The sequence below is a fragment of the Thermopolyspora sp. NPDC052614 genome (assembly GCF_040678635.1).
In the GTDB taxonomy this organism is placed as follows: Bacteria; Actinomycetota; Actinomycetes; order Streptosporangiales; family Streptosporangiaceae; genus Thermopolyspora.
Window position 1 is genome coordinate 253,012 of sequence record NZ_JBFATZ010000009.1, and the last position, 22,756, is coordinate 275,767.

Genomic DNA, 22,756 nt, shown 5'->3' on the forward strand with positions numbered 1-22,756 from the left:
TCCTGAACGGAGAATCACGCACGGATCAGGCCGGGTCGCGGGTCCTGAACAGGAGAGGCAGTGATGACGGTCGCCGACGACACGCAGATCCGTACGGTCCAGGGCGAGCTCAGCTATCTCGCCCCCGAGTCCACCGTGCTTCGCCGCTTCACCGCGCCGGGGGCGAGCGTCAACACCGGCATCTACCGGCCGTACCTGATGCCGATCCACGACGGCCGCCCGATCAGCGACCGGTTCACCCTCGACCGCAACGGCTTCGCGCTCTTCGAACACCGCTCGACGGTGCGGGACTTCACCGACCGGGACGAGGTCGACCGCGTCTACCCCGGCGAGGTGGCCGAGTTCATCAAGGCGCACACCGGCGCCGACCGGGTGGCGACGCTCGGCTGGACGCTGCGCCGCGCCGCCAGCCCCGCCGCGAACGCCTCCCAGCCGCAGGCCGCGCTGGTGCACAACGACTTCTCGATCGAGGGCGCGCACGAGCGGGCCTCGTCGGCGTACTCCTCCTTCTTCCCCGACGGGCCCGGCTACCGGAGGGCGATCATCACCAGCCTGTGGCGCGTGTTCAGCCCGCCGCCGCAGGACTGGCCGCTCGCCATCTGCGACTACACGAGCGTGCGGCCCGGCGAGGGGCTGCCCAACCGCATGTACTTCGTCGACCGCATCCCCGACGACCTGTACGCCGAGATGCCCGCGGACCACCCCGGCGCGAAGGGTTTCGAGTTCCACCACAAGCCGTACCACCAGTGGTGGTACTTCCCGGACATGACCCGCGACGAGATCCTGCTGATCAAGCTCAACGACAGCGACCGCTCGGTGGCCTGGATGGTTCCGCACTCCGCGTTCCACGACCGGACCGCCGCGGCGACCCACCCCCGGCACAGCATCGAGTTCCGCAGCATCGCCTACTTCGAATGATCGCCTCCACACGGCCGGATCGCCGTACCGGGCGTGGATTCCGAGGTCGGACAAGGGGGCGCAGGTTCTTCGCCGAAATGGTGGGCGCCCCCTCTCACCTGCGAGGACGTGCCCCCGGGCAGACCGATTTCCGGAGGGCGGAAGCGCCGGAGGGCGACGCGGGTCCGCGCGGTAAGGTCGGCGCATGGTAGACACCCCTGAGATCCCCGAAGGTTTCAAGGACCTGCTTGAGGCGGGTACGGCGATCCTCGCCACCAACGGCGCCAGCGGCCGGCCCCAGGTGACGGCCGTCGCATTCCTCTATGACGCCGAGGACGGGTTGCTGAAAATCTCCCTCAACGACACCCGGCAGAAGACGAAGAACCTGCGGCGTGACCCCAAGGCCACGCTGTTCATCGTGGACCCGCAGACCCCCTACCGGACCCTGGAGATCCGCGGCGACGCCGAGATCTTGCCCGACCCCGACTTCTCCGCGTGCGCGCGCGTCAGCGCCAAGTACAACGCGGACTTCCACGTGCACGACAAGCCGGGCGAGACGCGCTCGCTGGTCATCCTGCACCCCGCGCGCGTCGTGGGCACCGACATGAGGCGCTGAGTTTTTCTTCGCACCGGCGAGGACGGGCTCCCGCGGCCGATGGTCGCCCGCAGCCGGAACCCTCGACGTCACGTCCGAGCGGCCTCGCTCTCGCCGGTGCCGTCCGTATGGTCAGCCGCCGTGGCAGGGGCGGGGACCTCCGTGATCCTTATCCTGCCGTCGTTCTTGGGCGTTGTTCTCCGGCCGTTCTCGCGCCGTACTTGGGCCGCTCTTGGGCATCATTCTTGGGCGCGGCCGCCCGAGGCGTTCGTGCGCGTCATCCCACGACCGCCGTTCTCCGAACGCCATTCGCATCGTCATCGCGCGGGCCGGGCCTCGCATCGCCCTTCCACAAGCCGAACCGGCGGGCCGTACGCGGATGAAAGCGTTTCCTCGTTAGCCTGCGGCGCGAATAGGGTCGAACAATCTGCCGGGATTCGGACATGACAATACTCGCCGGTATTTCGGTGTGGGAACAGTGCGGCCGACATCGGCAGGCGGCCCGCCGCGGACAGGTATAAGGGCATTTGACGTGGACAAGAGGCCGAGGCCGCTCGGCTGATGCCGATGCCGCCGGTGTGGAAATCCGCCGAGTCTTCACGTTTGCCGTCCAAACGGCAGACAAGCGCCTAACTAGGCGTATCCTTTTACTCACAAAAAATATCGTTATCGAAGGATGGCCGTTGGTGAAGAGCGGCGGGGATGAGTACGGCGAGGACGCCGGTCGGCGTATCGCACATTGGCGGAAGGTCCGCGGGCTCACCCAGTCGGGGCTCGCGCGGCAGGCCCATGTCTCCCGAAGCCTGATCGCGCAGGTGGAGGCCGGGCACAAGCCGGCGACGCCCTCACTGGTGGCGGCGGTGGCCACCGCGCTGGAGGTGGATCCGGCGCAGATCTTCGGCAGGCCGTATCGCAGGGAGGGCGTCCGGAGCGATGGCGTGCACGGCGCTATCTCCGGGATCCGCAAGGCGCTGACGTACGGGCATCTGGCCCCCGACACGGTGCCGCCGCGATCCCTGGACGCCCTCGACGACGAGCTGGCGGTGTCGCAGCAGTTGCAGGGGGCGGCCCAGCACGTGCGGCTGGGAGCCCGGCTCCCCGCCATCATCGAGGAACTGACCGTGCACGCGATGGAGACGGACCTGCCCCGGGCGTGGCGGCTGCTCAACCACGCCGACGCCATCGCGGCCTCGCTCGCGCGCCGGATGGGCTACCTCGATCTGGCCCAGGTGGCGGTCGAGCGGGCGGCCATCGCCGCGCAGCGGGCCGAGGATCCGCTGTTGCCGCAGCTCGTGGTCCTGACGCGGGCGCTGCTGCTGCTCAGTTTCGGACTGCAGGAGACGGCGCTGGCGATGGTCGAGAAGGCGGTGGACGAGGTCGACCCGGACGACGGGGACGGGCTGGCCGTGTTCGGCGCCCTGCACCTGCGGGCGTCCGTCGCCGCCGCGCGGGCCGGGCGCGCGCAGTCCGCCTGGGAGCACCACGGCGTGGCCGAGGATGTGGCCAGGGAGGTGACCAGGCGCGACGGCGACCAGCACGACCCGTACGGCCTGCAGGTGACGGCCGGCAACGTCGCGATGCACGGCTGCGCGATCGCCATCGAGCTGGGCGACTACGATCGCGCGTTCCGCATGGACGAGCGCATCAACCTGTCCCCGAGGCTGTGGGCCGAGCGCCGCGCGCATCACGAGATCGACATGGCCCGCGCCCTGTTGTGGGTGGGCCGCTACAAGAGCGCGCTCGACCGCATCCTGAAAGCCGAAAAGATTGCCCCGCAAATGGCTCGTCACCACCCAACGTCCCGGGAAACGGTCATGCAGCTTGACCGGGTGTACCGCACTCTTCCCGAATCGTTGCGCGCCCTGGAGCACCGCATGGGGTTCTGAGAATCGGCGTTGTCAAGACGGCCGGTGTTCACATCTTGTGAACACCGGCCGTCGTGCTTATTCCTAGGGTCGTGGGGTGACTCCCGCGATTCCTGGGAGCAGGCGGAGAAAATTGTCGGCGAGATGACGAATGTGGTTCGCTCCCCGGCGTCAACATAGGGAGAAGTGAATGCCCGGGCCGAGGCCTGCCGATGTCAACGACGGCTCCACCGCCGTGCGGTTGCGCGCGGCCATGGTCGAAGGGCTGCGCGAGCTGGGCGACATCCGCGATCCGCGGGTCGCCGCCGCCCTCTCCCGCGTGCCCCGGCACCTGTTCGCGCCGGACGAGCCGCTGGAGGCCGCGTACGCGCTGGACCGGCTGGTCACCCGGCGCGACGCGCACGGCATGGCGGTCGGGTCCATCTCCGCGCCCCAGGTGCAGGCGATGATGCTGGAGCAGGCCGGGATCGAGCGCGGCATGCGCTGCCTGGAGATCGGGTCGGGCGGATACAACGCCGCGCTCATGGCCGAGCTGGTCGGCGACGGCGGCGAGGTCACCACCCTCGACATCGACCCCGGCGTGATCGACCGGGCCGGCCGGTCCCTCGCCGCGGCCGGGTATCCCCGCGTCAACCTCGTGCTCGGGGACGGCGAGGAGGGCGCGCCCGAGCACGCCCCGTTCGATCGGGTGATCGTCACGGCGGGCGCCTGGGACATCCCGCCGGCCTGGATCGACCAGCTCGCCGAGGACGGCGCGATCGTCGTTCCGCTGCGCGTCCGCGGCCTGACCCGCTCGGTCGTGCTGGAGCGGGAGGACGACCACCTGGTGGTGCGGTCCGCGAAGGTGTGCGGTTTCGTGCCCATGCGCGGGGCGGGGGCGCACGCCGAGCACGTGCTGCTGCTGCGCGGCCGGGAGATCGGTCTGCGCTTCGACGAGGAGTGGCCGGGCGACGCGAACCTGCTCGACGGCGCGCTCGACACGCCGCGCGCCGAGGCGTGGTCCGGGGTGCGGATCGGCCTGACCAAGCCCTTCGACCTGCTCGAACTGTGGCTGGCGACCGTGCTGGACGGCTTCTGCCTGCTGTCGGTCGACCCCGACCTCGACACCGGCCTGGTCGCCCCGGCCAACCGCGTGGCCTGCCCGGCGATGGCCTCCTCGGGAAGCTTCGCCTACCTGGCCATGCGCCGAGGACATCACACGGCCGAGTTCGGCGCGCACGCCTACGGCCCCGACGCGGCCCGGCTCGCCGAGGAACTCGCCGAGCAGGTACGTGTCTGGGACCGCGACCACCGCGGCGGCCCCGGGCCCCGCATCACCATCCACCCGATCACCGCCCGCCTCACCCGGCCGACCGGCCCGCGCGCCGGTTTCTACGCCGCCCCGCACGGCGACCCCGCGACCGGCCCTATGACCGGCCCCATGACCGGCCCAGGGATCGGCCCGGCGACCGGCTCAGGGACCGGCCCAGGGACCGGCTCCGCCGGTGGCGCCCACGCGGCCTCCGCGACCGGCCCCGGCGTCGCGGGCCGCCTGCACACCGCCCCTCATGACGCCCCCCTGGGCGGCCCGGCCGTGGGCTTCGCCGACGGCCCGCACGCCACCTCACACGCCGCCCCCCACGCCGCCGCGCACGGCGACTCCGTGCCCGGCCCCGTCGCCGGCTTCACGGGCGGCCCGCACGCAGGATCCGGTCCCGGCCACCGCACGGGCCATTTCCCCGTCGGGTCGGCCGTCCGGCTCGCCACCGGCCGCCTCATCACCAAGCGGCACGTGCACGTCGCCGTCTCCTGGCCCACGCCGACGCTTCCCGCGATAGGCCCGCGCATTCTGCGTGACCCGGTCGGCAATTGACGCCTGATGTGCTGGTCGGCCCCCCTTTCGCGGGCCGTACCCGGAACGTCCGCACCGCGCCGGAGGCGGTTTAGCGGGGCCGCTCGCAATGGCTACTCCAATACGAATGTCCCATGTGGGGGATCTTGGAGTCATTCGAGCTTAACGAGGTTGTTACTCCAGGCTACGCCTGGTTCGTGGGTGGCTGTCTGTTCTTTTCGGTCCGCCTGATGCTACGGTTTGGGCCTGCTCTCTTCGCGCTCAGTTGTGGAACGGACACTCCACAGCGTCGGGCACGCGCGAGAGAACTCATATGAAAACGCGGCCGGTTCCACCGAGCCGCCTCCGCTGCGAGGACCGCCGATGTCAGCAGACGCATCTCACCGGACACAGCGAAGGCTCGCGGCCAGGGAGCGGGCGGTCCTGGCCACGCTCGGCATGCTGCTGGTGGTGTCCTGCGCCTGGCTGTGGGCCACATTGGCCAGCCCGGCCGAAGTACGGGGGATGATGGCGCTCGTGGGGGGCGTCAGCGCCCTGCTGCTCACCGCCGCCGTCGTCATCGTCCAGCACTACGCCGCCACCACGCGCGTGGCGCTCGAACGGGCGCGCCGCGCGGTCGCCCGCACCGACCTGATGGAGCGGGAGGCGATGCGCATCGCCGACGAGACGGTGCCCACGCTCGGCCGCCAGGTGCGCGCCGGAATCCCGGTCGCCGACGCGCTCCCGCATCTTCCCTACCCTTCGGAAGGACCGTTCCAACACCTGCTCAAGGTGCTGGGACACGAGCTCGACGTGCTCGAACGCGAGCGCGCCGCCGCCCGCGCGGCCCGCGTCGCGATGGAGGACGAGGTCGCAAGGATCGCCGAGGAGACCCTGCCGGACCTGGTCAGGCGCGTGCACACGCAGCGGATGCCGGTGGACGCCGCGCTGGCCGAGGTGCGCCGCCCGGTGTTCGCCCCGCTGCGCACCCTGCTCGGCGAGGTGGGCCGGCAGCTCGGCGAGGGCGAGCGCAGGGGAGCGGCGGCGATGGCGGCCTGCGCGGGCGCGGCGGCCCGGGTGCAGGCCCAGGCGACCAGCCTGCTCGCCCGGCTGCGGGAGCTGGAGGACGTGTACGGCGACCGCGAGGACGTGTTCGCCGACCTGCTCGACCTGGACCACCGGGTGTCCCAGATGAGCCGCCTGGCGGACAACATCGCCCTGCTCAGCGGCGGCCGGTCCGGGCGGCGGTGGACCAGGCCGATCGTCATGGAGAGCATCCTGCGCGGCGCGATGGGCCGGATCGCCGCCTATCGGCGCATCCGGCTGCACAACGCCAGCACGGTCGCCGTCGCCGGGTACGCGGCCGAGGGCGTGATGCACGCGCTCGCCGAGCTGATGGACAACGCCACCACGTTCTCCGCGCACGGCAACGAGGTCCACGTGTACGTGGACGAGGAGGACGCGGGCGTCGTGGTCACCATCGAGGACAGCGGCCTCGGCATGCGCCCCCGGGAGCGCGACCACGCCGCCCGGCTGGTCTCCGAGCCGCTGGACCTGCGGACGTTGTCCGGCACCCGCCTCGGCCTCGCCGTGGTGGGACGGCTGGCCGACAAGTACGGCCTGACGGTCAGCTTCCGCCCGTCGGCTCGCGGCGGGACCGGCGTGGTGCTGCTCATCCCACGGCTGCTGATCACGCAGCCCCGGCCCGCCGAGCCGTCCCCCCTCGAATCGGCGCAGCGGTCGGCGCTGCCCGCCGTACCGAATCCGGCCGTCTCGCCCGAGGACGCGCCCGCCGCGCAGACGGCGGCGGCCCGGGATCGCGGGGCGGAGGCCGCCGAGGACGAAGGGTCGCTGCCCCGGCGGCGGCGTGGACAGACGCTGGCCGAGGCGAACAGGACGCGCAAGCCGCAGCCCGCCAAACCCGCCCGATCGGCGGCCGAGGCGGCGGCGCGGCTCGCCGCGTTCCGCGACGCCGGCGGACGCGGGCGCACCCCGGGCCCCTCGCGGGCCGCGCAGCCGTCTTCGGACTCACCCGCGTCGGCCCTGGCCTCCGTGCCCGCGTCGGCTCCGGCACCCGCGTCGGCTCCGGTCTCCGTACCAACATCGGAGCCGGAACCGGCGCCGACGTCAGCACCGGCACCGGCCCCCGCGTCGGTCTCGGACGGCTCCTGACCGGGCCGCCGCCACCGGTCCTCAGCACAGATAGGAGGCAGGGGCGACGGCCCCGGCCCGCGCGCCGGACGGACGCCCCGTCGTTGCAGTGACTCCTCCACCACCTGCAGGAAGCGGCTCGCCGCTTTCCTCCGTCGAGGTAGGCGACGGCCAAGCCCTGCCCGTACCAGACACAAAAACCACATCAGGGAAGCGATTCCCCCGCCGGGTGAGCCCGGCGGTCCCCTCGCCAGAACCGATGGACACCGCAATGGACGCCGCCATGGACGTTGCCCGCACCGCAGACCGCGACCTCGACTGGTTGCTGGAGAACCTCAGGGAGAAGACCCCGGGCATCCGGCATGTGCTCGTGCTCACCCGGGACGGGCTGAAGATGTGCTACACCGCCGACCTGGACCAGGATGGGGCCGACCAGCTCTCGGCGCTCGCCGCCGGCATCCAGAGCCTGTCGCTGGCCGCGTCCGGCGAGTTCGGCGACGGCCTCGGCGCGGGTCAGGCGATGGTGGAGTTCGCCGGCGGGATGCTGCTCATCGTCCCGGCCGGGGACGGCGCGCACCTGGCCGTGGTGGCCGAGGAGGACGCCGAGGTGGGGCTTGTGGCGCACAACATGAACGAGCTCGTGGAGCAGATCGGGGTGTACCTCACCGCCGCGCCCAGATACGAGCGGGACGGCGGCGACCGCCCGTGATCCGGCGTTCCGTCGACCGGGAGGACCCGGACCGGCTCTACACGGTCACCGGGGGACGTACGCGCGCCGACGAGACGGCCTTCGACTCGGTCTCGCTGATCGTGAGCGAGTGCGAGCCCACCCCCGGCATGCAGTCCGAGCACGCCCGGATCCTGCGGATGACCCGCCGCCCGATGGCGGTGGTGGAGATCTCCGCGGAGCTGCGGCTGCCGGTGAGCGTGGTGAAGATCCTGCTGCGCGACCTGTTGGACACCGGCCGCATCACCGTACGGCATCCGTCGACCATGACCCAGCCCGGACGGGTCGGCCCCGACACACTGAAGCAGGTGCTCGTTGCACTCCACAACCTCTGAGCGGCCGGTGGACGGCGGCGCACCGCTGCGCCCCACGGCCGTGGACGCCCTCAAAATCGTGATCGTCGGCGGCTTCGGCGTGGGCAAGACGACGATGGTGGGCGCGGTGAGCGAGATCCGTCCGCTCAGCACCGAGGAGATCATGACCGAGGCGAGCGTCGGCGTCGACGACCTCGACCGGGTGCGGAGCAAGACCACCACCACGGTCGCCTTCGACTTCGGGCGGATCACGCTGGGCCCCGACAAGGTGCTGTACCTGTTCGGCGCGCCCGGCCAGCAGCGTTTCTGGTTCATCTGGGACCAGCTCTTCGGCGGCAGCCTGGGCGCGGTCGTGCTGGTGGACACCCGCCGTCTGGAGGACTCCTTCTACTCCATCGACCGGCTGGAGCACCACCGGATGCCGTTCGTCGTCGCCGTGAACCGCTTCGTCGCCGGACCCGGGCTCCCGGCGGTGCGCGACGCGCTCGCGCTCGCGCCCGAGGTGCCGATCGTCGACTGCGACGCGCGGCGGCGCGAGTCCTGCAAGCAGGTGCTGATCACGCTCGTGGAGCACCTCGCCCACCTGAACACGCCCACCCGAGAGAGCCTCTCATGACAAATCCGGATTCGTCATCGTCGCCGCGTCCGTTCGGCCTGCTGGAGGGCTACCCCGACCACGCCGCGGCCGTCCGCCTGTACGGCCCGCTGCGCTACGACGACCCCGCCGCCATGTACGAGGAGATGCGCGCCAAACACGGCCCCGTCGTCCCGGTCCTGCTGGAGGACGACGTGCCCGCCTGGCTCGTGATCGGCTACCGCGAGATGCGCCTGGTCACCGGGCAGACGCGCGTGTTCGGCCGCGACCCCCGCCGCTGGAACCTGCTGGACCGCATCCACCCGACCTGGCCGGCGATCGCGTACGTGACCTGGCAGCCCTCCTCGGCGTACTCCGAGGGGGCGGAACGGCAGCGGCGCGGCGCCGCCGTCAGCGACGCGCTGGACGCGGTGGACCGCATCGAGCTGGCCGCGCTCTGCGAGCGGGTCGCCGACCGCCTGATCGACGGGTTCTCGGGCACCGGCGAGGCCGACCTGATCAAGCAGTACGCGGACCAGATCCCGGGCGAGGTCATCGTCCGCCTGTTCGGCCTGCCGGAATTCGAGGTGGCGAGCACGATCGAGGACACCGGCAACGTGGTGGACGGCAACGAGGAGGCCATGGCCTCCTACGGCCGGCTGCTGCTGCGCATCCGCCGCCTCGTGTCCGCCAAGCGGATCCAGCCGGGGGACGACATCACCTCGCGGCTGATCAGGCACGAGGCCGGGCTCACCGACCAGGAGATCGACGTCGACCTGCTCGGCCTGGTGATCTCCTCGCACGGCGTCAACGCCCACTGGATCGGCAACACGCTGCGGCTGATGCTCGTGGACGACCACTTCTCCATGACCTTGCAGGGCGGCCGCAGCAGCGTCGCCGCCGCGCTGAACGAGGTGCTGTGGAAGGACCCGCCGCTGCAGAACCTGCCGTCGCGCTTCGCCGTACAGGACTGCGAGCTGGGCGGGCGGCGCATCCGCAAGGGCGACATGATCGTGCTCGGCTTCGCCGCGGCCAACGCCGACCCCCGCGTCCGGCCCCCGGACCACGAGACCGGCCCGCACGCCACCACCGCCAACCGGGCGCACATGTCGTTCAGCCACGGCGAGTACGGCTGCCCGTTCCCCGGGCCCGAGCTCGCCGAGGTCATCGCCAAGACGGCCGTGGAGGTGCTGCTGGACCGGCTGCCCGACGTCGAGCTCGCCGTGGCCCCGCAGGAGCTGCGCTGGCGGCCCTCGATCTGGACCCGCAGCCTTCAGTCGCTGCCGGTCCACTTCAGCCCCGTGACGCCGATCGGCGCCACGTCCGGCGCCTGGTTCTCCCGGTAGCCGCCCCGAGACGGCGAACCCCACCCGATCCGTACCGGTGGCTGCCGTGGGGGCATGGGTCCGATCGGGTGGGGGGCGCGTCGCGGCCTTCAGCGGGCCTGGTCGGCGGTGGAGGGCGTCCCGCTCAGGGCAGATCCCGCACCGGGACGATGGAGGGCGCGCCGCCGCGCGGGCCGAAGGTCTCGACGATGGTGGACACCCCGGCGTTGTTCGCCCCGGCGACCGCGATCAGGATCGCCTCGGGGGAGTTCAGCGCCGGGACCAGGTCCGGGGTGTCGGTGCCCGCGGCGGTGTCGGGGATGGCGTCGGGGTGGTCGGAGGGCAGGCGCCAGCGGCTGCGCCGGGAGATCGCGTCCTTGCCGTGGGCCTTCAGCAGGGCGCGCGAGTTCACGGCCTTCTCGTAGACGTACCGGCGCACGTCCTGCTTGCCCCAGCCGGCCGAGGCGAACATCTGCGCGTGCTCGGGGCCGAGCACCAGCAGCACGCTGGTGGTCTCGTGCAGCAGCGCGCCGGTACGGCGGACGCTGTCGGCCAGGTCGAGGCCGAGTTGCTCGGGCACGCTGGTGTGCCGGGCCTCGATGTGCATGCACGACCGGATGGTCAGGCCGGTGACGGCGCTGTCGGCGGCGTCCAGGCCGTGCTCGACGTGGAAGGGCTCCCAGGGGCTCTCCTCCTCGTTCTCGGCGATGCACGCCGAGTACTTGCCGAGCGTGGCCTGGGTGGCCTGGTCGAGCTGGTGCGGCCGCAGCCCGAACACGTTGATCGCGGTGAGCCGGATCGCCCGGCCGATCGTGGCGTTGGCGCGGAACCCCGAGCCGAACACGTTGCCCTTGCCGTTGAGCCCGATCCGCTCCCGGACCGGGCCGTTGACCAGCAGCATCGGGGCGGTGCCTGTGGTGGACTGCCAGATGCCCTTGCGCGGGTACGGCTCCTCGCTCAACGCGTCCCAGGCGGCCAGCACGACCGGGAGGTACGTCGGCAGGCAGCCGGCCATGGCGGCGTTGATGGCGGCCAGGCGTACCGTCACGGACCGGTTGAGATGCGGCATCGTGAACAGGACCTCGTCGGGGTCCCGGGAGGTGGTGGCGAGGAACTCGGCCAGGTAGGACTCGGTGACCGGGACGACCGGCAGGCCGTCGGTCCAGCCCTGCCCGGCGTAGAACTCCATGGCCGCGCGGATCTCGCCGGCGTCGGCCTGCGGAGTGTCGACCGTGATGCTCATGATTGCGTGTCAGCCCCTTGCTGTGTGCGATGCGCCGGTCAGGATTCGATGCCCAGGATGCGCTGGATGTCGGGGAGCACGTCGTCGACGCGCTCGCGGAGGCGGGCCTCGTCGAGGCTGGCGACCGGGTGGTGCACGGCCACGAACTCGTACCCGGCGAAGCCCTGGACCTGGGCCATGGCGCGGCCGGAGACCAGGAAGGAGTCCGAGACGATGGCGACGGCCGGGATGCCGGCGCGCTCGAACATGATGCCGTCGGCGACGGTGGCGGCGCTGCACGAGCCGCAGTCGCCGACGGCGGTGACGGCCACGTCGCATTCGTCGGCGATCCGCTTGAGGATGTCCTCGGTCATGGGGGTGCCGAAGTAGCTTTTGGCGTAGAGCCGGGCCTCGCCGGCGCCGTGGCGTTCGCGCAGCCGGTCGGCGACCTGGCGCAGCAGCACGGCCGCGTTGGGCTTGGTGTTGTCCAGCAGGCCGATGGTCAGCCCGCGCAGGCTGCCGGGTCGCGGAGCCAGGGTCGTGTCGGCGGCCTTCGCGTCAAAGCCGGTGGGATCGAGAAGTCTCTCGCGTACTGCCATGTCCCCGACGCCTCCAGATCGCTGCGGTCAAGGGGTCTTTCGTGCTCAGCTAAGCACGACGTGCGATGTGATGACAAGATTGTGAACAATATTGCTCAACAACATTGTCTGGAGAAGGTGATCGCAGCCGAGGGGGTGTTGGCCTCATTGTGTCATTAAGGATGACTTAGGGTGATCTTCAAGGTTCGCGTGGCTACGGTTCGCGCAGAGCGAATCGCCATCGCGAAGGGCTGTGACGCCGTGAGGCCGGGGTGCCCGTATCCCCGAGGGGGGCCGGTCGTTCGGCGTACGGGCCGCGCGCCGGTGCGGCGGCGTGCGCAGGTGACGGTGGGTGAGGCGGCGCTCGGCCCCGTTCCTGATCGGCGAGCGAGAGCGTAGTTATCGTTTACAAGATTGTCCATAATCGGATGCACCCGACTGTGCCCTCGGTGGGGTTGGCCGTAGAGCAGGACAAATGTCTCCTCACCAAGGCGGGTAGCCTGTGGCAGGCTCCAACCTGCCCGGACCTCTAGCAACGCTCCGGTTCTTCGCGTGCTGCGGGCGGACGTGGCGGACGGAAGGAGCGAGTGGGAACATGACGAACGAGCGGCGCTCCGTCCTTCGCCGCGCGCTGCGCATCCTGGAGACGATCAAGGACGGCGGAGAGGGCCTCAGCCTCTCCGAGATCAGCCGCCGCTCCGGGGTGCCGCTCAGCACCACCCATCGGATCGTGGGCGAGCTGCACGACTGGGGCGCGCTCGAACGCACCGACGCGGGCGAGTACCGGATCGGCCTGCGGCTGTGGGAGGTGGCGTCGGTCACGCCGCGTTCGGTCGGGCTGCAACGCGTGGCCCTGCCGTACATGCAGGACCTGTTCGAGACCACCCACCGCGGCGTGCACCTGGCCATCCGGGAGAAGGAGCAGGTGGTGTTCGTCGAGCGCTTCCTCAGCCCCGAGACGGCCACCGACCGGGCGCGGGTGGGGGGCAGGTACGAGCTGCACGCCACCGCGATCGGGCTGGTCCTGCTCGCGCACGCCCCCGCCGAGCTGCAGGAGGAGGTGGTCACCGGGCCGCTGACCGTGCCGAACTGGCATCCGCCGATCACCGAGCGGGAGCTGCGGCAGAAGCTCGCGGACATCCGGCGTGCCGGTTACGCCACCACGCCGGTCCGCAAAGAGTACATATCCGTCGCGGCACCTATTTACGGACACAATGGCACGGTGATCGCAGCGCTCTCGCTGATCCTGCCGAATACCGAGTCGTATGGGCCGAGCCTGGCTCATCTTCTCGCCACGGCGCGGGGCATCTCACGCGCCCTCGGCGCGCCCGCGGGGCGAACACGATCTGCCATGCCTTCCGATATCTGGAAAGGTGGGTAGTCAATAACTGCTTTGTGGCGCAAGTCTCATCTCGGTCGGCTGTGGCTGTGAAGCCGGCTGCTGCCCGTTACCGAGGTCCTGAGCTCTTCCGGACTTACGACGGCAAGGATCGACGAAAGGAGCCGGATGTCCGCGGACAGTGCCGAGGCGGTCTACCAGACCACCGGCGCCCGGCATACGACGCCCCCGGGGAAGCGTTCCGGGGCGACCAAGCTTGAGCTGATCGGTGTCGGAAAGGAGTTCCGCACCAAGCGCGCCCACACTCAGGCCCTCGAGGGCATCGACCTCACCATCCAGGATGGCGAGTTCGTCTCGGTGATCGGAAGGTCGGGCTGCGGCAAGACCACCCTGCTGCGCATGCTCGCCGGGCTGCTCAGCCCCACCACCGGCCAGATCCTGGTGGAGGGCAAGTCGCTGTGGAACGGCAGCAAGGCCGACACCTCCGTCGTCTCGCAGCTCGGCGTCGTGTTCCAGGAGGCGAACCTCTTCCCCTGGTACTCGGTCGCCGAGAACATCGCGCTGCCGCTGCAACTGCGCGGCGACGACAAGGCGTCGCGCCTCGCCCGCGCCCAGGAGCTCGCCGACCTCGTCGGGCTCGGCGGGTTCGAGCGCTCCTACCCCCGTGAGCTGTCCGGCGGCATGCGCCAGCGGGTCGCGATCGCCAGGGCGCTGAGCATCCGTCCCAAGCTGCTGCTGATGGACGAGCCGTTCGGCGCCCTCGACGCGCTCACCCGGGAACGCATGAACCTGGAACTGCAGCGCATCGCCCTGGCCACCAACGCCACCGTGGTCTTCATCACCCACGACATCACCGAGGCGGTCTTCCTCGGCGACCGGGTCGTCCACCTGACGCCCCGGCCCGGCCGCATCGCCCAGATCAAGACCATCGGGTTCCAGAAGCCGCGCAGCATCGACGTGGAGACCGAGCCGGAGTTCGGCGCCATCGCGCGGGACCTGCGCCACGCGCTCGACGAGGACGAGAAGAGGTAGGGCGGGTGTCCAGAAACCGAACGCGCAAGCTGCTGCCCTGGATCAGCACGCCGCTCATCCTCGTGGCGGCCTTCGTCATCTGGGACGTCTTCGTCCGCCTCAGCGGAGTGCCCAACGTGGTGCTGCCGCCCCCGGGCGACGTCATGGCGAGCCTGACCTCGGTGCTCGCGGCGGAGGACACCTGGTACCACGCCTACGTCACGACCACCGAGACCGTCGGCGGATTCCTGATCGCCCTGGTGGTCGGGGTCACCGCCGGCGTCGTCCTCGGCAAGGTGGCGTGGCTGGAGCTCAGCCTCCGCCCGCTGGTCGTGGCCTCCCAGGTGCTGCCGAAGGTGGCGCTGATCCCGCTGTTCGTCGTGTGGTTCGGCTTCGGCATGACCTCGAAGGTCGTCATCTCGGCGATGCTGGCCTTCTTCCCCATCATGCTGAACGTGCAGCTCGGCGTACGCTCGGTGGAGAGCGGGCAGCGCGAGGTGATGCGCAGCCTCAACGCCACCCGCTGGCAGACCTTCCGGCACCTGGAGCTGAAGAGCACCATGCCGTACGTCTTCGCCGGCATGGAGGTCGGCATCGTCCTGGCGATCATCGGGGCGATCGTCGGCGAGTACCTCGGCGGCAGCGAGGGTCTTGGCTACATGCTGGTGTCCACGCTCAACAACCTCGACGCGCCCGCGATGTTCGCCACCACCGTGCTGCTGTCGGCCCTCGGCCTGCTGCTGTACTTCCTGGTCAACGGGCTCAAGCGGTTCGTCATCCCGTGGCATGAGTCCGTGTACATCCAGCAGGACGTGAACGCCTAGGTCACCCCGCGACCTCGCCGAATCGGCCTGGCCGGGTGGGCGTCGCCTTCCCGGCGGCGACCATGAGGGGGATGGGCCAGGCCGGTTCGCCTCGCCGTACGGGCAGGGCAGGGGCCGAAGGTCGCGGCGGGCCCGTCCGCGTCAGGGCCGAACCAGGGTGATGCCGGGGGTAATCCCGATGTGCGGGAGCGTCCGCCAGGGGCAGTGTGGAGGCATGAACGAAATGCAGACACACCCCGTCAAACAGCTCCGACGCACCCGGAACGGCCGCATCATCGCGGGCGTCTGCTCGGGCCTCAGCGAGTACACCGGCATCGACGCGAACATCCTGCGCATCGTGCTCGTCGTCGCCTCCTTCTTCGGCGGCCTCGGCCTCGGCGTCTACGGCGTGGCCTGGCTGCTCATGCCCGAGGAGGGCAAGGCGACCTCGATCGTGCAGGACATCGTCGACAAGCAGAAGGCCAAGCGCGGCCTGAACGACTGGCAGCGGCTCGACGAGGGCTGGCAGCGGCCGTCGGCGACGCCGTACGCCTCCACCGGCGCTGCCGACGAGAGGCCGTTCGACGAACCCGCGCCGGCCTCCGCCGCCCCCCGCACCGCCGGCGATGAGCAGCCCAGGACGGATGCGTAGGCCGTTCGGCTCTCCCACCGGGATACCGCCCGTGGCGGGCGTAACCGGGGCAAACCCGCCGGTGGGAGAGCCGGAGTCCGCCCGGGGGTGGGCTCACGCCGCCCGGGCGCGCACCTCGGCGATGACGTCCTCCCGCGACCGCGTCCAGGCCGGGGAGAGCAGGACGGCACAGACCGTCCCCGCCGCCCCGGCCAGCGCGATCACCGCCTCGGGGCCGAGGCGCTCGGCCGCGGCCCCGCCGACCAGGATCCCCACCCCCTGGACGGTCAGCAGCCCCGACTGCACCAGCCCGAACGCCCGCCCCCGCAGCTCCGGCGGCACACACTGGACGAACGCGGCGTTGGCCGCGAGCTGGTAGGCCCCGCCGATCCCGGCGGCCACCCACAGCACGAGCACGGCGAACAACGGCGGCCGCAGCGCGCACAGCGCCAGCGGCGCGCAGCTCAGCATCGCCATCCACCCCATCACGCGCAGCCGCCGGTCCGGCCCGACGTACCGGGTGAACAGCACCGCCCCGATCACGGTCCCCATCGGCAGCGCCGCCATGAGCAGCCCGCTCACCACCGGCAGCAGCCCCGGATCGCCGGTGAGCGTCGCCGCGTACGGCACGGCGATCCCCTCGGTCATGATGTAGAAGCCGCACAGCCAGGCGAACAGCACCAGCGTGCGCAGCCGCGGGTCGCCGAAGACCAGCCTGGCGCCGCCGAGCGCCATCCGCCACGCCGACGGCGGCGACCCGTTGTCCCGGGGCGGGGCGGGGCGGGGCCGTACCGCCACCACGAGGATGAGCGCGGAGGCGAGGAAGGTCGCCGCGTCCAGCGCCAGCCCGCGGTGCGGCCCGAGGTTGAGGATCGCGACACCGCCCAGCGCGAAACCGAGCATCTGCACGGCCTGGTTGGTCATGTTCTGCAGGGCCGAGCCGACGACGTACCGGTCGCCGGTGAGGATGTCGGCCAGCAGCGCGGCCCGCGCGGCGGAGAACGGGGCGCTGATCGTCACCACCCCGAACAGCAGCGCGCACAGCACGGCGAGCGGCATGCCGGGGATCGCCATCAACGCGACCAGCACCGCCCGTGCCATGTCGCACACGATCATGATCGTGCGCCGCGCGTAGCGGTCGGCGAGCCCGGCCAGCAGCGGGCCGCCGAGGATGGGCGGCAGGTAGGTCAGGGCGTAGACGGCGGCGGTGGCCAGCGGCGACTCGGTCCGCTGATAGACCAGCACGCCGAGGGCCACCTGGGCGAACTGGTCGCCGAGCAGGGACAGGCCCTGGGCGAACCACAACGCGCGGAATTCGCGCAGGGCGATGACCTCGCGGTAGGACGCCGGGCCGTCGTGCGGACGGCGATGCCGTCCGGACCGTCGCCCCGGCAGTCGGCCGGAATCCGTGGCCGTCATCGTGAGCCTCCGTGGGTACTCCGGCCTTCGGGCCGCCAGAGGGATCGGACCCCTGCGCAGCCGGGCAGAGACCGGCGTGGCGGCGTCCGGCAGAGGGGCGCCGGGGCGTGTCGTCGCCACCGGGTCACCTCCTCCTCCGGTGCTGCGGCGGGTCCGGTCGATCGGGCCTGTTCCTGACCGGGGCGGGGCCGACCCCGGCCGTCAGGCCGCGACGAGCGACACGTCTCCGCCCGTGCGCAGCCGTCGCCACTGACGTTTTGTGTTCGTGACGTAACCTACGGTGCCTGCCGGGATGAGACTTTGCAACCGGTTGGAGTCAGGCCGGTCCAAACTGTGACCGGTTTTCGCCGTGACCCCCGATCGAGAGTGACGGGAGGGAGAGGGCGAGGTTGGAGTGACCGGTGAGGCGTATGGGTGATAAATCAGGAAAGGGCAGGGGTTTTACCAGCCCAGCTCGTGGAGTCGTTCGTCGCTGATGCCGAAATGGTGGGCGATCTCGTGGACGACGGTGATCTGCACCTCGTCCACTACGTCCTCTTCGGTGTCGCAGATCTCTAATGTCGGGTTTCGATAAATTTCTATGCGATCGGGCAGCATGCCGGAGTACCACCCGCCGCGCTCGGTGAGCGGCACCCCGGTGTAGAGGCCCAGCAGCCCCGGCTCCGGCGGGTCGTCGACCACCACGACGACCACGTTGTCCATCATCCGCGCCAGCTCCGGCGGGATGGTGTCCAGGGCCTCCGCGACGAGCTCCTCGAACTTCTCCCGCGAAACATCAATCACGCCGTCAATCGTTTCATCTCACACCGCCGACGCGCGATGCCGTACGGGGGAGAGGGAGCCGCCGCCCGCCGCGGTGCGCGTGGATCCCCGATATGGGGTAAGCAGGAAATGGATGAATGTCACACGTCTGGTTAACCACGTCCATAAAGGGACCGAGCTGCGGATCGTACGGCGTGGCGCCTCGATCCTGGCGGTCGTGGCCGTGGCCCTCGGGGGGGCCTGGCTGGGCATCGTGCTGGGCGCGCACATCCAGACCCCCGTCGGCCCCGCCGACATCGGCATGAGCCTGCGCCCGTCCATGAGCGGCGAGACCGTCGTCGACGTGCGCCCGCTCGGCACGCTCGGCTTCGACACGCACAACAGCCCGCTCCGGCTCGATCTGACCTTCGACGGCGTGCACCCCGAGGTGGCCCAGCAGATCCTGGACAACCCCCGCTGGGCCGACCGGCTGCCGCAGGCCATCGAGACCGACCTCCAGGACGGCCTGCGCCGCCTCGTCATCCAGTCCGTGGCGTTCGCCGTGCTCGGCGCCGCCCTGGCCGGCCTGGTCGTCTTCCGCGGGCTGCGCAAGGCGGCCTGGGCGGGTCTGACCGGTCTGCTGGCGGTCGCCCTGATCGCCGGGCTGTCGGCGGCGACGTTCAACGCCAAGTCCATCTCCGAGCCCCGCTACACCGGCCTGCTGACCGGCGTACCGTCCCTGATCGGCGACGCCGAGTCGATCGTCACCCGCTTCTCGGAGTACCGCGGCCAGCTCGCCAAGCTGGTCACCAACGTGTCCCAGCTCTACCAGGCGGGCAGTACGCTGCCGCTGTTCAAGCCCGACCCGGACACGATCAGGGTCCTGCACGTCTCGGACATCCACCTCAACCCGGTCGCCTGGAACATCATCCGCTCCCTGCGCGGCCAGTTCAAGATCAACCTGATCATCGACACCGGCGACATCAGCGACCACGGCACCAAGGCCGAGAACAAGTTCATGGAGGAGATCGGCGATCTCCGCGTGCCGTACGTGTTCGTCCGCGGCAACCACGACTCCAAGACCACCGAACGCGCCGTGGCCCGCCAGAAGAACGCCATCGTCCTCAACGGCACCTCCGCCACCGTCGCCGGCCTGCGCATCTACGGCATCGGCGACCCCCGCTTCACCCCCGACAAGGCCACCGAGCCCATCTCGAACGAGAAGCTCGCCGAGATCGGCGCCACGCACGCCTCCCGCGTCGTCCCGCCCGAGTGGCCCCGCCCGCCGTCCACCTCGGCCCCCGACCGGATCCCGGCCGACATCGTCGCCGTCCACGACCCCACCATGGGCCGCCCGTTCTCCGGCAAGGTCGCGCTCATCCTCAGCGGCCACGTCCACGACCGCTCCACCGAACTGCTGCCCACCGGCACCCGCCTGATGATCCAGGGCTCCACCGGCGGCGCCGGCCTGCGCGGCCTCGAACACGAGGAACCCACCCCGTTCATGGCCTCGGTCCTCTATTTCCGCAAGTCCGACGGCAGACTCCAGGCGTGGGACGACATCACCCTCGGCGGCCTTGGCCAGCAGTCCGTACAGATCGAACGTCACCTGGAGACCGACCCGGCGCGTACAATCAATCCAGAGTCACCGGCCAGCTCGCCGCCAACGGGCGCCGGGGGCCGCACACCGACGCCATCCACGCTCGCGGGCTGAAATCGCTTTGGCATGGAGGACCATCGTCCCCTATGCTGCTGAACGTCCCCGACGGAAGACGTCCTGGATAAGGGCGCGAGCCCTAGCCCCCATCGTCTAGCGGCCTAGGACACCGCCCTTTCAAGGCGGCGGCACGGGTTCGAATCCCGTTGGGGGCACCGCGGTCGCCGATCCCTCCGGATCGGCGATTTTTGTTGTGCCTGCGCCGTGGCCGCGTACACCCGCCCTCCCCGCGTCGCCGAAGGCCCACCTCCGCCCGACGGCCGAAACCGAGATCGCCCGCCTGGCGAATGCGCGTGTCACGCCTCGGCCCCGATGAGACGCCGCAACAGGCCGAGCAGGACCGCCCGCTCCTCCTGCGAAAGAGGCGCGTAGCAGTCGGCCAGCACCTCGTCGGCGATCCGGTTCGCGGCCGCGAGGACCTGCTCCCCGTCCGGGGTCAGGTGATGCTCGATGCGCCGCCCGCGGCCCGCCCTGCGCTCGATCAGATTCCGGGCCACCAGACGATTGGCGAGCGTCCCGAACGCCTGCTCACTCTGAAACGTCGCCTCGGCCAGCGCGCGGGCCGACGCCCCCGGGGTACGGCCGATCGCGCGCAACGCGTCCCACTGCGCCAGGGTCGTCCCGACGGCGGCGAGCCGCCCGTCCAGCGCCCGGTGCTGCCGATACTGGGCCTGCTTCAGCGCCCTTCCGAGAACCTGCAGCTCACCAAGCATGCACAAAGTGTATCGCTCTTACTCAACTAGCTTATATCAACATATTTAGTTAGAGTTACCGTCATGACCACACACCACACCATCGCGCTCTACCCGGACCTGCCCATCACGCTCGCCGAGTCCGGCACGGGCCGCCCCATCCTCCTCCTCCACGGCGGAGGCGGCCCCGCCACCGTCGCCAACCTCGCCGCCCACCTCGCACACACCGGCCACGTCATCGCCCCCACCCACCCCGGCTGGGACGGCACCCCCCGCCCCGACTGGTTCACCGGCATCGACGACCTCGCCCTCGCCTACCTGCACCTCCTCCACGACCGCCGCCTCCGCGACGTACTGGTCATCGGCTCCTCCCTCGGCGGCTGGACCGCCGCCGAACTGGCCGTACGCGACACCGCCGGCCTCATCACCGGCCTCGTCCTCATCGACGCCGTCGGCATCCACGTCCCCGACGAACCGATCAAAAACATCTTCGCCCTCGACCCCCGCACCCTCGCCGACCACTCCTGGCACGCCCCGGACCGCTTCCACATCGACCCCGCCACCATCCCCGCCGAGCAACTGGCCGCCCGCCAGGCCAACCTGGCCACCATCCGCGTCCTCGCCGGCGACCCCTACATGCACGACCCCAAGCTGCTGCGCCGCCTCACCCGAGTCCACGTGCCCACACTGCTCCTGTGGGGCGAAAGCGACCGCATCGTCACCCCCGCGTACGGCGCGGCCTACGCCTCAGCCCTCCCCGAGGGCCGCCTCGAACTCATCCCCGAGGCCGGCCACCTCCCGCACATCGAACAGCCCCAGGCCACGTTCGCCCTGATAGACGCCCACCTGAAGGCGTGAGACGACGCAGGAACGAGGCCCCCGAACCCGGCGGCGAGCCCACCGCGCCCAAGGATTATTGGCGCGAGCACGCCGCCGGCCGGTGCTATAGTTACGGTGTTCTCAAGTCCGGCTCCCCCCGACGGGAGCCGCGACAGGCAGGCCAAAGCCCACCAGATAGCTGGTAGGCTAGGCAAGCCGAACAAAACGGAAGCGCAATCTTCCGTACCACAAGGTCCTGTAGAGCAGTTTGGAGTGCTCGCCACCCTGTCAAGGTGGAGGTCGCGGGTTCAAGTCCCGTCAGGACCGCTCCCGGTGGGCAACCACCGAGGTCAGGTAGCTCAGTTGGTACGAGCGTCCGCCTGAAAAGCGGAAGGTCGGCAGTTCGACCCTGCCCCTGACCACCGCCTCTAACCACTAGAAATGCCCCGAGCGGATCGTCGTTCGGGGCTTTTTGTGCACCTACAACAGCGACCCGCCCTGGCAAGCGTGCCATGCCCGTCATAACCACTTCCCGACGACATCGCGGACGACCTGGGCTGGACGCCGAGGCCGTCAGACATGCACAGTGACATCGAGGCGCCAACTAGGGCGCTGACCGCATCCGGTCCTGGGCGGCTCTCCCGCGCCACGGCGCGTTGCAGGGTCAGGCCACCCCACAACGACATCCACGCCCGCTCCACCCCCGACCGCAGTTGGTCGGTGGGCGGCACCGGAGCCGAGTGCAGCATCGCCTGAAGGGAATGCGCACCCGACAGCACCAGCCGCAGCCCCGCCGTCTGCGGCATCTCCTCTGCGGAGGCGGCGACCACCGGCGCCTCGGCGGCCAGCTCCGACAACGGCACATCGAGGGTCTCGGCGAGCTTCTCCAGCACCGACATCCGGTCGATCTTTCGGACGCCGCGTTCGACCTAGAAGATCCAGGCCACCGAACGGTCCACCAGGCGGGCCAGCTCCACTTGGGACAGCCCGCGTCTTTTGCGTTCCTGGGCGATGCGCCGGCCCAGGGCGCGCTGGTATTCGGTGCTCACTGTGTGGTGCCTTTCCCGGTCTGCAGGTGCAGCCAGTCGACCTCGACCGAGGCCAGCAGGTCGTCGCGGGCGGCCAGGAAGCGGCGGGTGTGCTCGGTCTGCTCGTGGGCGTCGAAGGCGGCCCGGTCGGCGTACAGCTCGTAGAAGATCCGCTGGAGCGGCCGGCCATCCACTCGGTGGGAGGCGTAGACGATCGTCCCGGGCTCATGCCTGCGGATCTGTTCGATGGTCTGGTCGACGAGGCGATCGAACGCCTCGGCGCTGGCTTCGTCTTTGCAGGTGAATCGGACCATGAGTCCGAACATGTACGCCCTCCTCGGTCGCCCAGCCACGCGCTAGGTCACTCTCGGATACTGATCAGCACTTACTGTGCGACACAAGTACCCCAAGCCGCTCCACCTTGCCCGTGGTGGTGGGGGGATCGCGCCGCGCGTCGGGCGGTCGCCGACCGCGGTTAGCACGGCCCACTCCAATTGC

General features: G+C 70.5%; 23 protein-coding genes and 3 tRNA genes. 18 read left to right on the plus strand and 8 right to left on the minus strand.

Going from position 1 to position 22,756, the window contains the following annotated elements:
* Positions 1-63 precede the first annotated feature (63 nt).
* From AB0K60_RS21175 to AB0K60_RS21215, 9 genes are all read left to right on the plus strand, one after another.
* Positions 64-918: a CmcJ/NvfI family oxidoreductase gene (locus AB0K60_RS21175; protein WP_364057383.1), complete on the plus strand. Its 855-nt coding sequence runs from the start codon at positions 64-66 to the stop codon at positions 916-918.
* 184 nt (positions 919-1,102) lie between these two features.
* On the plus strand, positions 1,103-1,513 hold the full coding sequence (locus AB0K60_RS21180) for a PPOX class F420-dependent oxidoreductase (protein WP_364057386.1): 411 nt from the start codon (positions 1,103-1,105) through the stop codon (positions 1,511-1,513).
* 665 nt (positions 1,514-2,178) lie between these two features.
* Positions 2,179-3,378, plus strand: a complete 1,200-nt coding sequence (locus AB0K60_RS21185) for a helix-turn-helix transcriptional regulator (RefSeq protein ID WP_364057633.1) — start codon at positions 2,179-2,181, stop codon at positions 3,376-3,378.
* Between the two features lie 169 nt (positions 3,379-3,547).
* Complete coding sequence (fxlM, locus tag AB0K60_RS21190) at positions 3,548-5,209, plus strand: methyltransferase, FxLD system (protein WP_364057389.1); 1,662 nt, start codon at positions 3,548-3,550, stop codon at positions 5,207-5,209.
* A gap of 342 nt (positions 5,210-5,551) precedes the next feature.
* Positions 5,552-7,339 (plus strand): ATP-binding protein, encoded by a 1,788-nt coding sequence (locus AB0K60_RS21195; RefSeq protein ID WP_364057392.1) that lies wholly within the window; start codon positions 5,552-5,554, stop codon positions 7,337-7,339.
* A gap of 238 nt (positions 7,340-7,577) precedes the next feature.
* Complete coding sequence (locus tag AB0K60_RS21200) at positions 7,578-8,027, plus strand: roadblock/LC7 domain-containing protein (RefSeq protein ID WP_364057395.1); 450 nt, start codon at positions 7,578-7,580, stop codon at positions 8,025-8,027.
* On the plus strand, positions 8,024-8,380 hold the full coding sequence (locus AB0K60_RS21205; RefSeq protein WP_364057398.1) for a DUF742 domain-containing protein: 357 nt from the start codon (positions 8,024-8,026) through the stop codon (positions 8,378-8,380). Before AB0K60_RS21200 ends, AB0K60_RS21205 begins: the two co-directional genes overlap by 4 nt.
* Positions 8,361-8,975, plus strand: coding sequence for an ATP/GTP-binding protein (locus AB0K60_RS21210; protein ID WP_364057401.1), 615 nt, complete (start codon positions 8,361-8,363; stop codon positions 8,973-8,975). Before AB0K60_RS21205 ends, AB0K60_RS21210 begins: the two co-directional genes overlap by 20 nt.
* Positions 8,972-10,279, plus strand: a complete 1,308-nt coding sequence (locus AB0K60_RS21215) for a cytochrome P450 (RefSeq protein WP_364057404.1) — start codon at positions 8,972-8,974, stop codon at positions 10,277-10,279. The genes AB0K60_RS21210 and AB0K60_RS21215 overlap by 4 nt, the downstream gene beginning before the upstream one ends.
* 124 nt (positions 10,280-10,403) lie before the next feature.
* Here the strand turns inward: AB0K60_RS21215 and AB0K60_RS21220 are convergent, their stop codons facing one another.
* Positions 10,404-11,501, minus strand: coding sequence for a hypothetical protein (locus AB0K60_RS21220; protein WP_364057407.1), 1,098 nt, complete (start codon positions 11,499-11,501; stop codon positions 10,404-10,406).
* A gap of 38 nt (positions 11,502-11,539) precedes the next feature.
* Positions 11,540-12,079, minus strand: coding sequence for a UGSC family (seleno)protein (locus AB0K60_RS21225; RefSeq protein WP_364050472.1), 540 nt, complete (start codon positions 12,077-12,079; stop codon positions 11,540-11,542).
* A gap of 574 nt (positions 12,080-12,653) precedes the next feature.
* Between AB0K60_RS21225 and AB0K60_RS21230 the strand changes: the two genes are divergently transcribed.
* From AB0K60_RS21230 to AB0K60_RS21245, 4 genes are all read left to right on the plus strand, one after another.
* Positions 12,654-13,439 (plus strand): IclR family transcriptional regulator, encoded by a 786-nt coding sequence (locus AB0K60_RS21230; RefSeq protein WP_364057410.1) that lies wholly within the window; start codon positions 12,654-12,656, stop codon positions 13,437-13,439.
* 126 nt (positions 13,440-13,565) lie between these two features.
* Positions 13,566-14,429, plus strand: a complete 864-nt coding sequence (locus AB0K60_RS21235) for an ABC transporter ATP-binding protein (protein WP_364057413.1) — start codon at positions 13,566-13,568, stop codon at positions 14,427-14,429.
* Between the two features lie 5 nt (positions 14,430-14,434).
* Complete coding sequence (locus tag AB0K60_RS21240) at positions 14,435-15,232, plus strand: ABC transporter permease (protein WP_364057416.1); 798 nt, start codon at positions 14,435-14,437, stop codon at positions 15,230-15,232.
* A 214-nt stretch (positions 15,233-15,446) separates the two neighbouring features.
* Complete coding sequence (locus tag AB0K60_RS21245) at positions 15,447-15,863, plus strand: PspC domain-containing protein (protein ID WP_364057420.1); 417 nt, start codon at positions 15,447-15,449, stop codon at positions 15,861-15,863.
* A gap of 93 nt (positions 15,864-15,956) precedes the next feature.
* On the opposite strand, the gene AB0K60_RS21250 is transcribed toward AB0K60_RS21245, so the two are convergent.
* Positions 15,957-17,261 carry an MFS transporter gene (locus AB0K60_RS21250; protein WP_364057423.1) on the minus strand — a complete coding sequence of 435 codons (1,305 nt, stop codon included), beginning with the start codon at positions 17,259-17,261 and terminating at the stop codon, positions 15,957-15,959.
* A gap of 441 nt (positions 17,262-17,702) precedes the next feature.
* A complete protein-coding gene (locus AB0K60_RS21255; RefSeq protein ID WP_364057426.1) occupies positions 17,703-18,044 on the minus strand; it encodes a metallopeptidase family protein in 342 nt (113 codons plus the stop codon).
* Between the two features lie 112 nt (positions 18,045-18,156).
* Here AB0K60_RS21255 and AB0K60_RS21260 point away from each other — a divergent pair, with 112 nt between their 5' ends.
* On the plus strand, positions 18,157-19,716 hold the full coding sequence (locus tag AB0K60_RS21260) for a metallophosphoesterase (protein WP_364057429.1): 1,560 nt from the start codon (positions 18,157-18,159) through the stop codon (positions 19,714-19,716).
* A gap of 85 nt (positions 19,717-19,801) precedes the next feature.
* Positions 19,802-19,874: transfer RNA gene (locus AB0K60_RS21265), tRNA-Glu, on the plus strand.
* A gap of 141 nt (positions 19,875-20,015) precedes the next feature.
* Here AB0K60_RS21265 and AB0K60_RS21270 read toward each other — a convergent pair.
* Complete coding sequence (locus AB0K60_RS21270; RefSeq protein ID WP_364057432.1) at positions 20,016-20,432, minus strand: MarR family transcriptional regulator; 417 nt, start codon at positions 20,430-20,432, stop codon at positions 20,016-20,018.
* A 63-nt stretch (positions 20,433-20,495) separates the two neighbouring features.
* Here AB0K60_RS21270 and AB0K60_RS21275 point away from each other — a divergent pair, with 63 nt between their 5' ends.
* The 3 genes from AB0K60_RS21275 to AB0K60_RS21285 all read left to right on the plus strand — a co-directional run bounded on the left by AB0K60_RS21275 (position 20,496) and on the right by AB0K60_RS21285 (position 21,652).
* Positions 20,496-21,269: an alpha/beta hydrolase gene (locus tag AB0K60_RS21275; protein WP_364057435.1), complete on the plus strand. Its 774-nt coding sequence runs from the start codon at positions 20,496-20,498 to the stop codon at positions 21,267-21,269.
* A gap of 213 nt (positions 21,270-21,482) precedes the next feature.
* Positions 21,483-21,557, plus strand: a tRNA-Asp gene (locus tag AB0K60_RS21280).
* A 21-nt stretch (positions 21,558-21,578) separates the two neighbouring features.
* Positions 21,579-21,652, plus strand: a tRNA-Phe gene (locus AB0K60_RS21285).
* Between the two features lie 6 nt (positions 21,653-21,658).
* Here the strand turns inward: AB0K60_RS21285 and AB0K60_RS21290 are convergent.
* From AB0K60_RS21290 to AB0K60_RS21300, 3 genes are read right to left on the minus strand one after another with little or no spacing between them, the layout of a single operon-like run.
* Complete coding sequence (locus tag AB0K60_RS21290) at positions 21,659-22,129, minus strand: hypothetical protein (protein ID WP_364057438.1); 471 nt, start codon at positions 22,127-22,129, stop codon at positions 21,659-21,661.
* Between the two features lie 30 nt (positions 22,130-22,159).
* Positions 22,160-22,279 (minus strand): helix-turn-helix domain-containing protein, encoded by a 120-nt coding sequence (locus AB0K60_RS21295; RefSeq protein WP_364057441.1) that lies wholly within the window; start codon positions 22,277-22,279, stop codon positions 22,160-22,162.
* On the minus strand, positions 22,276-22,584 hold the full coding sequence (locus AB0K60_RS21300; protein ID WP_364057444.1) for an antibiotic biosynthesis monooxygenase: 309 nt from the start codon (positions 22,582-22,584) through the stop codon (positions 22,276-22,278). Before AB0K60_RS21300 ends, AB0K60_RS21295 begins: the two co-directional genes overlap by 4 nt.
* Between the last annotated feature and the right edge of the window lie 172 nt (positions 22,585-22,756).

What these genes read in the sequence shown, in the direction of transcription:
- AB0K60_RS21260 (WP_364057429.1), top strand. Translation starts at nt 18,157, where the DNA reads ATGAATGTCACACGTCTGGTTAACCACGTCCATAAAGGGACCGAGCTG.
- fxlM (WP_364057389.1), top strand. Translation starts at nt 3,548, where the DNA reads ATGCCCGGGCCGAGGCCTGCCGATGTCAACGACGGCTCCACCGCCGTG.
- AB0K60_RS21290 (WP_364057438.1), bottom strand. Translation starts at nt 22,129, where the DNA reads ATGTCGGTGCTGGAGAAGCTCGCCGAGACCCTCGATGTGCCGTTGTCG.
- AB0K60_RS21225 (WP_364050472.1), bottom strand. Translation starts at nt 12,079, where the DNA reads ATGGCAGTACGCGAGAGACTTCTCGATCCCACCGGCTTTGACGCGAAG.
- AB0K60_RS21180 (WP_364057386.1), top strand. Translation starts at nt 1,103, where the DNA reads ATGGTAGACACCCCTGAGATCCCCGAAGGTTTCAAGGACCTGCTTGAG.
- AB0K60_RS21230 (WP_364057410.1), top strand. Translation starts at nt 12,654, where the DNA reads ATGACGAACGAGCGGCGCTCCGTCCTTCGCCGCGCGCTGCGCATCCTG.
- AB0K60_RS21275 (WP_364057435.1), top strand. Translation starts at nt 20,496, where the DNA reads ATGACCACACACCACACCATCGCGCTCTACCCGGACCTGCCCATCACG.
- AB0K60_RS21235 (WP_364057413.1), top strand. Translation starts at nt 13,566, where the DNA reads ATGTCCGCGGACAGTGCCGAGGCGGTCTACCAGACCACCGGCGCCCGG.
- AB0K60_RS21250 (WP_364057423.1), bottom strand. Translation starts at nt 17,261, where the DNA reads ATGACGGCCACGGATTCCGGCCGACTGCCGGGGCGACGGTCCGGACGG.
- AB0K60_RS21270 (WP_364057432.1), bottom strand. Translation starts at nt 20,432, where the DNA reads ATGCTTGGTGAGCTGCAGGTTCTCGGAAGGGCGCTGAAGCAGGCCCAG.
- AB0K60_RS21245 (WP_364057420.1), top strand. Translation starts at nt 15,447, where the DNA reads ATGAACGAAATGCAGACACACCCCGTCAAACAGCTCCGACGCACCCGG.
- AB0K60_RS21300 (WP_364057444.1), bottom strand. Translation starts at nt 22,584, where the DNA reads ATGTTCGGACTCATGGTCCGATTCACCTGCAAAGACGAAGCCAGCGCC.
- AB0K60_RS21200 (WP_364057395.1), top strand. Translation starts at nt 7,578, where the DNA reads ATGGACACCGCAATGGACGCCGCCATGGACGTTGCCCGCACCGCAGAC.
- AB0K60_RS21220 (WP_364057407.1), bottom strand. Translation starts at nt 11,501, where the DNA reads ATGAGCATCACGGTCGACACTCCGCAGGCCGACGCCGGCGAGATCCGC.
- AB0K60_RS21215 (WP_364057404.1), top strand. Translation starts at nt 8,972, where the DNA reads ATGACAAATCCGGATTCGTCATCGTCGCCGCGTCCGTTCGGCCTGCTG.
- AB0K60_RS21195 (WP_364057392.1), top strand. Translation starts at nt 5,552, where the DNA reads ATGTCAGCAGACGCATCTCACCGGACACAGCGAAGGCTCGCGGCCAGG.
- AB0K60_RS21175 (WP_364057383.1), top strand. Translation starts at nt 64, where the DNA reads ATGACGGTCGCCGACGACACGCAGATCCGTACGGTCCAGGGCGAGCTC.